General features: G+C 72.0%; 2 protein-coding genes. Both read left to right on the forward strand.

Annotated elements, in window-relative coordinates; all coding sequences use genetic code 11:
* The first annotated feature begins 2 nt into the window (after positions 1 to 2).
* Positions 3 to 16,313 (forward strand): toxin glutamine deamidase domain-containing protein, encoded by a 16,311-nt coding sequence (locus tag ACIOJE_RS17425; protein ID WP_400777055.1) that lies wholly within the window; start codon positions 3 to 5, stop codon positions 16,311 to 16,313.
* Positions 16,310 to 16,747, forward strand: a complete 438-nt coding sequence (locus ACIOJE_RS17430) for a hypothetical protein (RefSeq protein ID WP_280683085.1) — start codon at positions 16,310 to 16,312, stop codon at positions 16,745 to 16,747. Before ACIOJE_RS17425 ends, ACIOJE_RS17430 begins: the two co-directional genes overlap by 4 nt.
* The last annotated feature ends 82 nt before the right edge of the window (positions 16,748 to 16,829 follow it).

Consider the following 16,829-nt stretch of genomic DNA (forward strand, 5'->3'; position numbering starts at 1 on the left):
CCGTGTCGTACCCGTCCATCGACCCCGGCAAGGAAGGTGCCCAGTTCTTCACCGTGGTCTCGGGCATGCCCTGGCCCGAGATCAAGGAGGGGGACCTACGGGAGGTCCGGGACGCGTACGAGAGGCTGGCGGAGGAGCTCCCCAGGCTCAAGGAGCTCATCGCCACGGTGGCGGTCAAGGCCCGGCAGGAGTTCGAGGGCGAGGCCGCCAAGTCCTTCAGCATCGCGATGAACGAGTTCATCGGCGTGGGCGGCGGCTCGGACTACGTCGGGTCGGCGGCCGACGTCGCCAAACAGCTCGCGGACTGCGCGGGCGACGTCGCCAACTCGGTCGAGTACACCAAGTGGATGGCGATCGCCCAGCTCGTCCAGCTGATGTTCGAGATCGCCATGGCGACCCTGTGGGCGCCGTTCACCTTCGGGGAGAGCTTCGCCGGCCTGTCGCTGAAGTACTTCTTCACGCGCCAGGCGCTGTCGATGCTGCTGAAGTTCCTGCTCAAGTCGATCCTGATGCACTCCTTCTCGGGCATCGTGACCGCGATGCTGATGGACTCGATCATCCAGGGCATCCAGTTCTCGCACGGTGACCGGCACTCGTACGACATGGACTCCTTCAAGCAGGGCGTCCTGAACGGGTTCGTCGGCGGCGTGCTGGCCGGCCCGATCAACCTGCTCGGCATGGGCCTCGGCAAGCTGATCGGCTCCCTGATCGGCAAGAGCGCCGGAGCGGTCCTGTCCGAGGAACTGTCGTCGCTCATGAAGAACGGCGACAAGGAGGCCCTCAAGCACCTCCTGAACACCGTCACGAAGAAGGCGGAGGGCTCGGCGCTCAAGGACCTGGAGAAGGCCGGCGCCACGTCGATCGGCAAGGCCGGTGGTGAGGCTCTGGAGGGGGCGGGCAAGAGCGGCGCCAAGACGATCGGCAAGGCCGGTGGCGAGGCCCTGGAGGGGGCCGGCAAGAGCGGCGCCAGGACGGGCGGCAAGCTGCTCTCCGACGAGGAGTCCAAGGCCTTCGCCAAGTCGCTCGGCCAGCAGATGCAGAGCGTCGAACCGTGGCTGAAGGAGGGCTTCGGCAAGGCCGGCGCCGGCTCGGTCGCCGAGCGCTTCAGCGAGAACCTGGCCGGCACCTTCGAGAAGCACCTCGGATCGGCGCTGGGCAAGGACGCCGCCAAGAAGCTCGGGCAGGAGTACGCCGAGGCCTTCGTCGCCGGGTGGACCAAGCACGGGGCGGGCAACGAGTCGCTGGGCGTCGTGCTGCGCTCCATCCTGGAGCACGGCGGGTCGGAGATCGGCGAGCACGGCATCTCCGCGCTGGCCGAGCACCTGCCCAACCTGGCCGCCCACATGGGCGAGGGCAGCAAGTTCTTCCAGCTCGGTTTCGCGCTCGGCTCCCAGCTGGTGGAGGGCGCGCAGGGCAACCTCTCCGAGGGCTTCTACAACCTCATCTTCGACGACAAGCACCAGTTCACGACCAGCGCGGCCACCTTCGGCTCGGGCCTGGCGATGGGCCTGCTCGGGAAGGCCCTGCACCACGGCTTCGCCGTGACGGGCATCGGCCACGCGTGGACCAACCTGATCCAGAGCACCCAGTTCAAGGCGATCGGGGAGGGCCAGGGCGCCTACTTCCCGCCCTACCACCCGATCTCCATCCTGGCCCTGGCGAGCAACCTCGCCGGCCACCCGGCGCCCTTCCCGGTGCCCCGGCTCGGCCCGGGCCACGAGGAGGTGACGGCCGGTCACGTCCTCGGCTACTCGCGCGGGCTGAACGAGGCACCGGACGTCGAGTACGCGGCGCTGTTCGCCAAGGCCTTCGGCCAGGCGGACCTGGAGACGCTGTTCGCCGGCTCCGCACCGAAGCCCGTGGTGACCACCTCCACCGGCAGTGGTCCCGCCGCGTCCTCCGGCAAGCCCGACCCGGCCGGCCCAGGCACGGGCTCCGGGAAGCAGGACCCGTCCGCCGGTTCCGGCACCGGAAAGGCCGACCGCCCGACCCCGGGCCGGACCGAGGGCGACGGCGGGGCCAAGTCCGGGCCGGGGCGCCCGCCCACCCGGACGGACACCAGCTGGAGCGGCACCACCCTCGTCGACGACCCGGTGAGCCCCGCCCGCCCGGGCCGGACCGTCGGCGGGGGCGCGAGCGGCGGCACCGAGGAGACGAAGCACGCCGTCGCCACCGGTCCGGCCGGCCCGGACCCCAAGCCGCCGACCCCGACCCGCACCTCCGGCGCAACCCCGGACCAGCCCACCGGGCCCCGCCCCGAGCCCGGCCACACCGGCCCCGCCCACCCCGAGCCGACCCGCCCCAGCGGGTTCGACCCCGCCCACCCGGACGAGTGGCTGGCGCCCTGGTGGATCAAGGCCGACTTCCCCGAGGGCGCGCTGCCCCACTGGACGGACACCGACTTCACCGCCGCCGCCCACCGGATCCTCCAGCGCCCCGACCGCAGCTACCCCGACCCCGAACGCCCCAGCGGCGCCCTGACCCTGCACGAGGGCGAGGTCGACGGCGTCCGGCTGGTGATCGGTGTCGAGGACGGCCGGGTCTGGCAGATCCGCTACCTCGGCGGCGCCGACACCCCCCGCCCGGACCACGGCACCCCGCCTGCCCACCGGCAGGACGGCCCCACCCCGGACGCCCCCATCCCGGACGCCCCCACCCAGCGGCCGGAACCCGACCACGGCTCCACCGACCAGCCGCAGCAGCCCTCCCGCCGCCGCGGCCGGGACGAGTACGAGAACGACCACGGCGACACCGGCCAGGACACCCCGTCCGGCCCGACCACCCCGGAACCGGCCGTCAAGCGCCCCCGGCCCGACCAGGCACCGACCTGGGACGGCCGCCCGCCGTTCGACCCGGACGGGAACGCCCCGCGCCCGCTGCGCCCGCTGGACTCCTTCCTGCACGAGTTCTCCGACGGCGACTACGGCACACCCGGCCCGGCGGCCCGGCACGCCCTGGAGCAGGCGCTGGCCGGCCCCGACGGCCCGAAGAAGTTCGCCCACCCGCAGGAGTTCGTCGAGCTGGTCAACCCCAAGGACGGCGACGGCAGCCTGCTCGCCGACGTCAACTGCGTGGCGGCCACCATGGCCTTCCACGCCGGCTTCCACGGGGACCCGCAGGTCGCCCTCACCCTGTCGGAGCGCCACCTCGGCGCGGTCACCGACGCCCAGCACTGGACCGGCTACCCGGCCGAGTACCTCGGCCTGGGCACCACCGGCCTGGACGAGGTCGCCCGCCGGGTCACCGAGGGCGGCCCCGGCTCGGCCGCGATGGTCTTCGCCTGGACCGAGGACGGCAGGGGCCACGCCTGGAACCTGGTGAACGTCCCCGGCGAGGGCCTGGTCTGGGTCGACGCCCAGCAGGGCCTGCACTCCCCGGGCGACCGCCCGCTCCCGCAGGACGTCACCCGGGTCTGGGCGATCACGCTCGACCCGGAGAACCGGCCGATCCACGGCGAGGGCGGCTTCAACGCGGCCGCCCTGCACCCGGAGGAGAAGTCGGCCCGGCCGACCCCGGCGGAGACCTTCACCGGCACGGACGGCCCCTCGCACCCCGCCCCCCGCACCACTTCGCACACCACTTCGCACACCACCGAGCCCGTCACCGAACCGGCCTTCCCGTCGCCCGGCGAGCGCGTCCGGGTGGCCGGCGACGGCCTCTGCCTGCTCAACTCCGTGGCCACCAGCCGCCCGGACGCCGTGCACCAGGTGCTCACCGAGCGCGGCGCGACGCGCTCCAGCGCACTCCGCCCGGCGCCCTCGACGCCCGAGGCGATGAAGCGCGCCGTCCTCGACCACCTGACCGCGCAGGGCCCGGACAAGCTGCCGCCCGAGGTCATCCACACCTACCGCAAGGCCGCCACCCGGGACCTCGTCGACCGCCTCGGCCGGCCGGACCGCACCCAGTTGCTCGACGGCCTGCTGGACCTCGGCGTCGCCGGCGTCTCCACCCACGAGGTGGTGCCCGCCCGGCTGCTGCGCGACCGTTACGTCACCGTGCTCACCGACGAGTTGACCGCCGCGGGCCTCGACCCCGTGGCGGCCGGGCAGCAGGCCGAACAGAGCGCCGCGTGGAAGTTCAAGAGCCCGGCCGAGCAGGCGAAGGCCGAGGACTACCTGCGCGGGCTGGGCCAGGAGCCCGCCGCGGACCCGCACGCGCTGCGCCAGCAGTACATCGACGAGCGGGTCGCCCGGGGCGAGGACCGGCCGACCGTCGAGGCGGAGGTCGGCTGGAACCTCGCCGACGGCGCCACCAGTCCCCGGCAGCAGTTCGAGCACCTGGTCGGCAAGCCCGAGCAGATCGGACTGCACGACCTCACCGACGCCCAGCTCGCGGACCTCCAGATCTGGCACCTGACCGCCTCCGACTTCCCGCTCTCGCCGAAGGAGTTCGCCGGCCTGAGGCACGCGGTGGAGTTCTGGGAGAGCTCCTGGTGGAAGGGGTTCGGCGAGACCTTCCCGCCGCTGCTGGCCGACGCCCTCGGCCTGCGGCTGCGCATCCTCGGCCCGGACGGCCACGGCGGCTTCAGCGAGTACGCGCGCTACGGCCGCCCGGACGGCCACCAGGTGACGGTCTACTACAACGGCACCGACCACTACGACGCCAGCCGTCCGCCCGTCCCGGCGCCCCCGGTCAGCACCCCCACGCCGAAGCACCCGGACGCGCACGACGGCCCGGTGCTGCCGCCCGTGCCGCACAGTGTGCCGACCGTCGGCAGCACGGACCGGCCCGACCTGGTGACGGCGGCCCCGAAGACTGCCCCGAAGCCGGTGGCGGACCCGTCGTCCACGCTCACCGTGCCGGTGCCCGGGGGCCGGCCGAAGACCGAGACCGGACCCTCCCCGGCGCCGAAGCACGAGCCGGACCCGGCGCCCACGACGACGACCGGCACCACGGGCGAGGCCGCCCAGAAGGCGGACCCGAGCCCCGAGCCCGCCCCGAAGCCCGAGCCCGCCACCGACCCCAAGGCGCACGAGCGCGCGCCGAAGCCCGACCCCACCCCGAAGCCCGACCCCACCCCGAAGCCCGAGCCCGCCACCGACCCCAAGGCACCCGAGCGCGCATCCCACCGTACGGACACACCGAGCATCGTCATCACCGAGGCGGAGCACGACCCGCTCGTCCACCCCGCGCCGCCCTCCCCGCCGGTCTCGGTGCTCGCCATGTCCGTCTTCTCGACGGAGTCCGGCGGCAGCCAGGACCACCACGACGACCCCGCCTTCGCACCCAGGAAGCCGCTCGGCCCGGACGAGCTGCGCCTGCCGCCGGCCCGGGTCACCAACCACCGGCGCCTGTCGGCCTCCGACCTCGTGGTCGGCCTGCACGGCGGCGACACGGCCGTCCACCAGCAGATCGTGAAGCTCTTCGAGGCCGGCTTCCCGAAGGACCTGGCCGCCGCGAACACGCTCGCCAAGGACTTCTTCGACCCCGCGACGCTGCGCCCCAAGCTGACCGCGCTCTCCCGCGGCGACGTCTGGGAGGCGCCGTTCGAGACCAACGGCTGGTCGGGCAGGATCTCCGTCCGGGTGGACGTCGACAGCCTGGTGCACCAGGACACCGCCCCGAGCGTCGAGTTCGAGAACGGCTCCGACCGGCACGCCTCGATCGGCCTCCAGAGCGACACCGTGAACCGGTTCAACGCCGGCCTGCAGGCCAAGTTCAAGATCGGCCGGGCCGACATCACCGAGACCCTCGGCTACCAGCACGACTCGCTGAAGGGCGACACCTCGGTGGAGGTCGGCCGCTCCATCGCCCGCGGCAAGACCGTCGAACCCGGCGCCCTGTTCGCGGGCAAGCTCCACCTGGCCATCGACTTCACCGAACTCACCCACCACGGCAAGCCCGTGATCGCCGAGCCCGGTGACCGGGTGCAGCGGCTGGACATCGGCGCCACCGTCGGTATCCCGGTCCGCGACACCCTGGACGCCCACGGCGCCCCGGTGCCGCTGCCCAAGGACAAGCTCTTCGCCCCGCCCCAGCGCGTGGTCGAGGGCCACCGCCTCGGCGGTTCCGACATCGTGCTCGACGTCTCCACCCACCGGCACGGCCGTCCGGACTCCGACCACCCGATCCAGGAGGTGCTCGACGGCGTCGAGGAGACCGCCAAGGAGGTACTCGGCGGCCTGTGGCCGCAGCTGCGCGAGAAGATGTCCGCCGAGCTCGACCTCTCCCGGCTCCAGCAGGACCTCAAGAGCATGATGTCCGGCGAGCCGACCCGGATCGAGGTGGTCGACGCAACCGGCCTGGTGACCGGATCGGTGGAGATCACCGCCGCCGTCAAGGCGATGTGGCAGAGCGGATCGACCCCGCAGACCGAGTTCAACGTCGGCACCGGCGTCCAGCGCGTCCGCTCGGTCCTGGACAGCACCGGCGACGGACTCCAACTGCCGCTGCCCGGCGTCCTCTCCGGCAGCGGGACCGACAAGTCGTTCGGCTCCGCCGGCGGCGGCCTCCAGCTCATCAAGGACACGGTGCGGATCTCCGGCAGCAGCCAGGAGGTCCTGCTCACCACGAAGACCAAGGGCGCCGGCGTGGTCTACGACGGCCGCAGCGAGCTGATCCTGACCTTCGAGCGGAAGACCCCGCTCGGGACGACCGTCGACACCGCGAAGACCACCGTCGACTTCCGGGCCCTGATCGAGCAGAGCGAGGCCCGAGGCGTCAAGGACACCGGCGCCGGAGACCCCACCCTCTTCGTCGCGACCGAGTCGCCGCAGCCCCACCAGCCGAAGACCTTCGAGCCCGGGAGCACCGTCCCCAGCCCGCCCGACGACGTCTGGCGGCGCCCGGACGGCACCGGGGGCGGCTTCGGGGACACCAGCACCGTCCGTGACCTGCCCACCGTCAAACCCCTGCACGACGAGCTCGACCGGCTCGGCAAGGAGGTCCTCGGCGGCGCCTGGAAGGACGTCAAGAACGAGGTCCAGCAGCTCTTCAGCCACCCGATGGTTGCCTCCCACCTGACGTCGATGACCCGGCAGACCCCGCTGGAGGCACCCGAGCGGACGGCCGCCAACCTGCTCAAGCACGGCGTCAAGGTCTCCGCCACCGCCCACATCACCGAGCTGGCGTACCAGCGGCCCAACGCCAAGGCCGAGCTCAACCCGGTTGACGAGACCACCTCCTTCAAGTCCGGCCGCCGCCTCCTGTCGGACACCAAGTCTGGCCAGGGCGCCGCCGGTGGCACCGTCCCGCTGCCCGACAAGAACGCGATGGAGACCAGCGGCGGCTACTCCCGCCAGGTCCGCGACCGCGACGGCTGGCGGGACGGCAGCTCCCAGAAGGTCTACGCCAACGGCAAGTACGCCCGCCCGCAGGAGATCTACGACGCCGGGATCGGCGTCGAGGTCAAGCTGACGGTCGACGGCAAGGAGCACACCGTCACCGTCCCGATCCGGGCCGAGGTCAGCCTCGACGCCAAGGAGACCGGCCGCTACACCGTCGGCGCGGACGGGCACGCGCTGTTCACCGGCCCCGGCACCGGCACCCCGGTCACCCACCAGGGGCCCGCCGAGCCGCACGACCCCCCGCACCGGATCACCGAACGCGGCGCGCTGAGCGCCTCCGACGTCGTGCACAGCCTCGGCAACGGCGACACCGCCGTCATCGACGGTGTCGAGAAGACCCTGCGGAAGCAGTTCGGCTCCGTCCCCGACGACGTCCTGGTGAAGCTCAAGAACCGGTTCGACCCCTTCGCCCTCAAGCCGCAGCTGTCCAAGCTGTCCCGCGGCGGCAAGCTCACCGAGCACGTCTCCATCCACGGCTGGGACACCACCGTCACCGTCAAGGCAGGCCTCACCAAGGACTTCAAGCACACGGACACGGTCGAGAAGTTCGAGTTCGAACTGGGCACCCAGACCCGGGTGTCCACGGGCGTCAGCAAGGACCGGCGCGTCCGCGACGTCTTCTCGGCCCCGTTCCGCTTCAAGCTGCCGCACGTCGACCTCGGCCTCAACCTCTCCCGCCGTAGCGACTTCGTGCACGGCTCCACCGTGGACACCACCGGCGCCACCGTCTCCAAGGGCAAGACGGTCGAACCGGCCGGCCTGTTCAGCGGCACCGCCGACTTCACCGTCCACATCGAGGCGAGGAAGCTCGGCGAGAAGGTCACCGCGCCCGACCTCACCGTGCCGGTCCACACCACCGTCGCCGTCCCGCTGCGCGACGCGCCGCCGCACGGCTCCACCGAGACCGCGCCGCTGAAGAAGCCGCTCGACCCGCCCGCCCGCGTCGAGCGGACCCACCGGCTCGGCTCCTCCGACGTCGTCACCGACGTCTACCCGCTGCGCCCCCGCGGCGGAGGCGGCCCGCACCCGGCGGGTGGGGAGGACCACCGGTCGGTCGGCGAGACCGCCGTGGACGGCATCGACCGCCGCGGCGCCAAGGTGCTCGGCTCGGACTGGGCCGGCATGAAGGAGAAGATCCTCGCCGAACTCGACGTCACCAAGCTCCAGCCGCAGCTGAAGTCGATGATGTCCGGCCACGAGATCGTGGTGAAGCACGGCCGCAGCACCGTCCGGATCACGGCCGGCGTCTCCCGCCTGGAGCACACCGGGGAGACCGCGCAGACCGAGTTCAACACCGGTACCCAGGTGCAGAAGTCCTTCGCCAGTTCCGACGGCGTCACCAGCTACGGCGCCGGGCGCGGCAACACCGTGACCGTCTCCGCCCAGGGCACCAGCAGCCCGCTGCCGGTCGGACCGGCCGTCACCGCCGGTGGGTCCGTCACCCACTCCTGGGGGCACGACCAGCTCGACGTCCAGGCGCAGCGCACCACCGCGGGCGCCGCCACCAAGACCAAGCTCGCCGGCAGCGTCTACACCGGCGAGGCGACCCTGTACTTCCGGATGGAACGCCGGCCGCTGGTCCAGTTCGGCGGCCCGGACCGGCTGGTCCGGCCGGACTCCTCCACGACCACCCCCGGGACGGCCTTCGAGCACGTCAAGTCGGCCGCCGGGCAGGCCTGGCGGGGAATGCGGCAGCTCGGCAGGGTCGTGCACAGCATCGACACCGCGAAGGTCGGTTTCGAGGCGGCGATCGAGGCGGGGGAGGGGCGCCCGTCGAAGGGTCCCAAGCCCACGCCGTTCGAGGCACCGGAGCACCGCACCGCGCCCGCCCGGCCGCCGGCGCCCGCCGAGCCGCCGGTCGAGACGGTCGTCAAGGCGCCGCCCGCCCGGGTCTGGACCGAGGGCCTGCGCGACATCGACGTCATGCGCTGGCTCGGCGACTCCGGCGGTGTGCAGGACCTGCTGCGGGTGAAGGGCCGCACGTTCTTCGGCAGCCGCACCTGGGACCGGCTGGAGGGCCTCGCGCGCAACACCGCCGACCACACCCAGCTCGCCAGCAACTTCGGCGCGTCCACCCGGGGCGAGCCGCTGAGCACGCCCTCGCCCGGGCGGCGGCTGCTGGTGACGGACGGCGGCGTGCAGGTGAACCTGAAGGTCCTGCAGCTGGAGTACGACCGCACCGACGGCAAGGTCGAACTCAGCCCCTCCAACGCGACCTCGACCAGCTCCACCAAGACCAGGCTCGACTGGTCGCTCTGGGGCGGCCAGATCCAGGGCGGCGTCAAGACGGACGTCGGCGTGGCCGAGGGCACCTTCCAGGCCATCGTCGGCGGGTCGCACCGAACGCGCGAGGGCCTGTCGGTCGGCAACGCGGGTCAGGTCGTCTCGCACGCGAAGTTCAACACGCCGATGGCGCGGTACGACGGCTTCGCGGAGGTCGAGGTCGTCTTCTTCAAGGGCAAGGAGAAGCTGGTCGAGAAGGGCGTCATCCCGATCACGGTCGACATCCCGGAGCGGGAGACGGTCGACGCCAAGGTGATGAGCGACCACTACCTGACCTTCAGCGAGAACAACCCGGACGGTCTCGCGACGCCGAAGCACCCGCAGCCGAAGCCGGACCCCGCGACCGCGCCCGATCCGGTGACGCCCCCGGCCGGCCACCCGAAGCCGACGGCCGACGAGCGGACGGAGGCCCCGCCGGTACCCGACCCGGTCGGGAACCCCGAGCCCGAGCCCGGCCCGCACCCCGACCCGGCACCGCCCGCGCACCCCGACCCGGCACCGCCCGCGCACAGCGGCCCGAGGCTCGCGGACCTCATCCCCGAGTCCTCGTGGTGGCGGCTGTTCATCGACGCCAACGTCCACCAGGACGCGCTCATCAACTCGCCGTCCGACGCCGCGAACCACCTGGACCGGACGAAGTACCCGGGTTTCCGGCAGAGCATGACCGAGCTGTTCCGTGAGGTGCTGGACGGGACGTCCGGGTCCGGCCGTGACTGGTCGCGGATCGACGTCCACGCCTACGAGGAGCTGCACAAGCTCGCCACCCAGCACCTGGTCGAGGGCTCCGGCCGGAACGTCGCCACGGAGTGGTCCGGCACCAAGGGCGACCGCCTGCACACCACCATGCGCGGCACCGGCCGGACCACCGCGGCGTCCGACCTCGCCGACGACCTCGTCAACGGTCGTCAGCTGCTCGGGGACATCACGGCCAAGCCCGGCTCCACGAAGGGTCTCGGGCTGCCGCTGGTGGCCTTCTCCCGTGGGCAGAAGGGCGAGGGCATGATCTCGATCAGCTACGCCCACGGTGAGGCGCCCGGCCACGTCCAAGCGGTCCTGGACCGCTACTACACCGAGGTCGCCGCGGCCACCGACGACCATGCGAAGTTGCTCGCGATCGCCAAGGTGACCCGGGCCCTGCAGATCATCCAGCCGTTCTCCGACGCCAACAGTCGCGTGAACGTCAGCGTGCTGATGCAGAAGTTCCTGCTGGAGCAGGGTTTCCGGCCCTCCGTGCTGACCAACTCCTTCGAGCTCTTCCTCGGCGGCTACACCACGCACGAGATCGCCGACCACCTGGTCGAGGGCATGGACCGTTTCGACCAGTACGTCGCCGGTTCGCTCGGCGACCAGTTCAACACGGCCGCCGGCCCCGCCGACCACACCCTGATCACCCAGATCGGCGATGCGATCGGCCTGCACGCCGGCACCGGACCGGGCGACGCGGCGGTCCACCACCACCAGGTGCTCGACCTGGTCCGGCTCGGGCGTTCGCTCTACGGCACCGGTGTGCCCTCCCTCGACGCGTCCGGCGTGGCACACCTCAGGACGGCCCGGGACCTGTCGGACCTCGCCCACGCGATGTTCCCGGGCCATCCGACGGAGACGGCCGTGGCGAGCTATGCGGACCACCTCTACGAGCCCGGCGAGGACGGCGTGAGCTGGGAGCACCTGCGTGGCACCGCCGACGCGATCGAGCGGACGACCGGGGCGGGCCTGCCGCTCACCGAGGCCAACATCCGTGCCCACCTGCCCGGCATCGAGGCCGAGGGGCTGACCGACGCGGACCGGAAGCTGTGGCACGGGCTCGCCGACGAGCCGCAGACCGCCCCGGCCCCCACCGGCCCTGCCGCGGTGAAGCTCTCCTGGGACTCCGTGCCCTACGAGTCCCCGCAGGACGGGCTGGACCCGACCCCGTTCGACGTCCGCGAGCTGTCCGGTGACGGCCCGCTGGACCCGGCGGGGCTGGAGGAGGCTCTGATGCCCCGGCTGCTGTCGAAGGACATGGGGTCGTTCCGGATCGTGCTGCGGGTGGAGGACGGGCTGCTGACGGATCCGAACGCGGCGGCGCGGCGGGTGGCGGACACCTTCATGGCGCCGGTCGACCTGCTGCTGGCCGAGCCGGACGGTGGGGTGCGTCTGACCCGCTTCAACCACGAGGGCTTCCCCTACGAGCACACGACCCTCCAGGTCGACCACCCGGCCGGCGGCGCCACGCCCGGGCAGCACCCTCAGCCGGAGTACCCGCAGCCGGAGCACCCGGTCGCGGAGCCGCCGTCGAACCCGCAGCCCCAGCACGTGCAGCCCGAGCACCCGGGCACTGCCGAGCACGTGCAGCCCGAGCACCCGGGCACCGCCGAGCACGCGCCGCGTCCCGAGCGGGTGCACGAGATCGTGGACGCCCTCGTCCACGCCCACGAGGGCTCGGACGTGCGCTGGCTCGCCGACCCCGACAGCCCGGCCGCCCAGCTGCACGAGACCGGCACGGCCGTCGCCCGCTTCCCCAAGGACCCGCGGTTCTTCTCCGTCGCCTTCCACTCGGAGCACGCCGACGGCGCCCCGACCTGGCACGGCGAGCGGGTCGGCCCGGAGGAGCTGGCGAACGTCCTGGCGGAGCTGCGGGCCCGGGGGATCTGGGCGGAGGGCAGGCCGCTGCAGTTCCCCGCCTGCGAGTTCGGCACGGGCAAGGCCTCCTCGTACGCGAGTGAGGTGCTGACCGCCCTGCGGGGCAAGGTGAGCGGCCCGCTGGAGGCGTACGTCCCGGAGGGCAAGCTCTGGTTCGTGCCGAAGCCCACCGGGGCCGCCTTCACCGTCGAGTCGGACGGCCCGGGCCACCTCGTCGTGGCCAAGACCGTCGGCTTCGACTCCAACGGCCTGCCGGTCGTGGTGCCGGGCGGCCAGTGGCTGAAGGTCTCGGTACCGGAGAACGCCGCCGAGCACGCGGGCCGGCCCGGGCACGCGGCCCAGCCGGAAGACCTGGAGCACTCGGAGCACCCGCAGCACCCGGCCGAGCCGCAGGTCGAGGAGCTCGGCCCGCACCTGCCACCGGACCTCTCCGTGCCGGCCCCGCACACCGGTCTCCCGGAGGGTCTCCACTGGTCGGACTCCCCGACGGTCGCGCACGAGATGCCGGGTGCGACCCCCTTCGGGAAGCGCGCGGTCTACGACGCGCCCGAGTACGCCACGGCGACCCGGGACTTCGAGACCAAGCTCGGGGCGTACTGCCACAACCTGCCGGAGGCGGAGGACGCCGCGCGCAGAACGGTGGTCAAGCTGCTGAACGTGCTCCGGCAGGCCTTCCCCGAGGCGCCGGCGGCGGAGCGCATGCAGACGATCTTCAAGGACGACCCCACGTCCGCGGGGCAGATCGGCACCCAGCTCACCCCGGAGCAGATCGGCGAGTTCCTCAAGCCCGGTGCCAAGACGGGCAACACCCGCGAGCTGATGACGGCGTTCTTCAACGGGGCCTACTTCAACGACTCCGAGTTCAGCCTCAAGAAGCTGCTCAACACCATCATCGAGAAGCAGGACTGGACCCGGGCCGAGCAGCTCGGTCTGAACGTGGCGGCGCTGAAGGAGCACCACGTGTTCCTGGAGGGCCCGGTCCGCAAGGGCCTGTACGAGAGCCTGAGCAAGGTCAGCCCCAAGCACGCGACCATGTTCGAGCACGACGTGTTCGGCACCGGCAACGTGCTGGCCCAGTCGGAGACCTGGTTCTCCGACGGCAAGAGCTACCTGGCCAGCCTGACCGCCCGCCGCCCGCGGCCGGCGAACGAGGTGCCGGGGCCCTCGGCCTTGCAACTGGACGTCACCGGCGTCAAGTTGAGCGAGCGCGAGGTGGCCTTCCTCAAGGTCAACCCGCTGGCCTGGGACGTGGTCGGGCTCCGTCTGGAGGAGGTGCTGTGGGAGAACGTCCCGCTGAAGGCGGACGGTTCGTACGACCTCGACGCGCTCAAGGCACAGCCCGGCGTCCACGACGTGATCGTCGAGCGGGGGGCCCACGGCGCCCAGGTCCTGTACAAGCTGGTCGAGCATCGCGCCGACGTCGATCTCGGCCCCGGTGAGATCGGCCCCGACACGCCGCTCAGCTGGCGCACCGGGGCGTCCGTCCACAAGCTCAGCCCGGACTCCCCCTGGTACAAGGAGGCCAACGGCGGGATGGGCATGCGGCTGGTCGCCGGCATCTCGGCCACCTCGGCCAAGCTGATGACGGCGTTCAAGCTGCTCGACGTCGCCGGGGTCGACCCCGACCACATGGTCAAGGCGCTGTTCGGCTGGATGCTGCCCACCAGCGACCACTCGGTCTACGAGATCCTCAAGGGGGTCGAGCTGACCGGCGTGACGAAGCCGCTGGGCGAGGACACGCTGACGTCCGCCGAGAACATGTACCGCAACCTGCCGGGCATCTCGCTCGACCAGGTGCGCGGGCACGCGGGCACGGACCACATGCTGCCGCACGAGCAGGTCTACGTCTCGAAGATCACGCAGCAGGACGGCGGCTTCGGGGAACCGGGCGGCCCGCACCGGAACGTGGTCGAGAAGCGGTTCGAGATCTTCGAGGAGATGGCCGCGGGCAAGCCCGACGACGACATCAACGCGCCCGAAGAGGTGGTCGAGGGCGTCAGGAACTGGCTGAACACCAACCACATGACGCCTCAGGAGGTCCTGAGCAAGCTCACCAAGGCCCACTTCTACGCCCTGGCGGCCTACACCGGACCGGTCTTCCCGCTGATCAACGTGATGATGAGGTTCGGCGACTCGCTCGACCGGGCCATGCTGGTCCAGATCAAGCACCTGCTCTGGGGTTCGGGCCCGACACCCCTCTCGCTGGCCTCCCACCCCGCCATCAAGGACCTGCTCCGGCAGCATTCCGCCATCGAGTCCGTGGAGAACGCGAACCGCAAGAAGATCATGGAGCTCGTGAGGACGGACGTCCTGCCGGGGCTCAAGGCGGAGCTGCGCGAACACACGCGGATGCTGGAGTCGGCGCTGGAACAGCTGCCGCCGGCCGAGGGCAAGGTCTACCGTGGCGCCGCCGCCATCTCGTTCAAGGGCTTCACGGGGCTGTCCCCGGCCTACGGCGGCTCGCACGTCAAGCACGGTGACTTCACCAGCACCAGCCGCCGGGAGTCCGTCGCGATCAGGTTCCGGGACACCCGCAGGACCGTCTTCGGCACCGAGCCGCTGCTGGTCACCATGGAGCTGACCGGTGGCGGGGCGGCCAAGGACATCTCCGCCTTCTCGGTGGAGATGCAGGAGCACGAGGTGCTGGGCAAGCCGGGGAGCACCTACACGGTGCAGGAGCGGCGGAAGGCGGGCGGCAAGCTCTTCATCGACGTGAAGGAGGCCAACTCGCGCTCCTCCTTCCCCCCACTGGGTACGCCGGGAACGCCGGCTTCGGCGACCGTCCGCCAGGCCAAGGAGGAGCTGCAGTCCCACCTGGCCGGGATGTCCGGCGTCCGGGGGATCAAGGAGCACGGGGACCTCTGGGCCCTGGGCAAGGAGATCGGCGTCACGAACGCGGACGGTCTCGGCGCCTGGTCCGCGGCGCACGCCTTCCCCAACGTCAAGACCAAGGAGGCCATGGGGCTGAAGACCTGGTACATCGGCAATCTCGCGGCGGAGCTCCACGGCGGTCCGAACCACGTCGACATCGACCGGCTGCGGAGCGTGCGCCGGATGACGGACGTGGTGCGGGAAGGGCTCAAACTGTCCCACGAGAACCCCGTGACCAAGGAGGAAGTGGACACCTACCTGAAGCGTCTGAACAAGGTCGAGGACGCCTCACTGCCGGTCGTGCCGCTGGACCGCCACCGGCTGCTGAAGGTGGTCAACTCGCTCAAGAAGCAGGGGGCGCACGTCTCCGCGTCCGAGGTCGAGAAGAACTGGACGGCCCTCCAGGCACCCGGCACCCCCCGAACTCCCCGCACCCCGGGCGGCGGCCACCTGACGCCGGCCACGCCGAACACCCCGAACACGCCCGACACCCCGCAGACGCCGACCGGGCACCAGGCCGCCCAGCCCGGCGGACACAACCCGCCCGGGGACCCGCGGCGGCAGCCCGTCACGGTCATCGGCGCGGCACCGAACCTGGAGACGCACGTCCAGAAGCAGGCGGCGATGCAGAGGTTCCCGCTCGACGACCGCTTCTTCACGGTGGCGATGCACACCGACTCCGGATACCCGGTCCACGTGAACCAGCTCCTCTCGCCCGACCAGGTGGCGACGGGGCTGCACCAGGCGTTCACGGACAAGACCTGGGACGGCGAGAAGCCGCTGCAGTTCGTGGCCTGCAACCTGGGTTCCGGGATCGAGACGAGCTACGTGGCGCAGGTGATGACCAAGCTGTGGGCGCTCGATCCCACGATCACGGGGTCGGCCTACGCCGGCGACGGGCCGGTCTGGTTCGTCCCGAAGGTCGACGAGAACGGCGTGCCGGACCTCGGCAGGCGCGGGGACCTGGTGGTGGCGCACCGGGTGGGCATGACGAAGACCGGTCGGCCCGGCATCTCCGCCGGCGGGAACTGGTACCGCTTCGACCGCCCGACCGACGGTACGCTCGTCCCGGTCGTCGAGAAGCTCGGTGCCCACCTCCCGCCCGGCGGCGACTCGCAGCCCCGGCCCGAGAACTACCTCCGCGTCGACCACGACGACCAGTACGAGGCGCCGATCAGGGGCGCCATCCCGTTCGACACCGACCAGCCGGACGCGCTGGCGGAGCAGATTTTCCAGGAGCTGATCAAGTGACCGCGGAGTTCACCCTTGCCGCCGTCTTCGACCTGGTCGACCCGCTGACCGGGCCGGACTTCCACGAGGACCACCCCGTGATCGAGGACGGCGACGAGCGGGAGGCGCTGGTCGAGTACCTGGCCTCGGCCACCACCGTGCTGATGACCCCGAGCCTGATGGACGACGTCCTGGACCCGGAGCGGCCGGGCGGTGTGCCGATGAACTACCGCTGCGACGGCCGGTGGATCTGGACCGACACCGTGACCTACTACCTCGACCGGTACGGCCTGGCCCCGGAGCCGGGCCTGCTCGCGCACCTGCGCGAGCGGACGGCGGCGGGCGCCGCGCCCGAGCCGCCGGCCCCGGACGTGCAGGAGCGGGCCGTGGCGTTCCTGCTGGCCCCGCCGGCGGCGGGTCAGGAGACGGTCTGGGAGGTCGAGGAAGGCCTCTGAGGCCACTGCGGCCACGTCGGCGGACGGCCCCCGGCCGGTGGGAGCTCCACCGGCCGGGGGCCGTCGTCGGGCCCGGGTGGGC

Origin of the sequence: Kitasatospora sp. NPDC087861 (assembly GCF_044742585.1) — a bacterium.
Taxonomy (GTDB): domain Bacteria; phylum Actinomycetota; class Actinomycetes; order Streptomycetales; family Streptomycetaceae; genus Kitasatospora.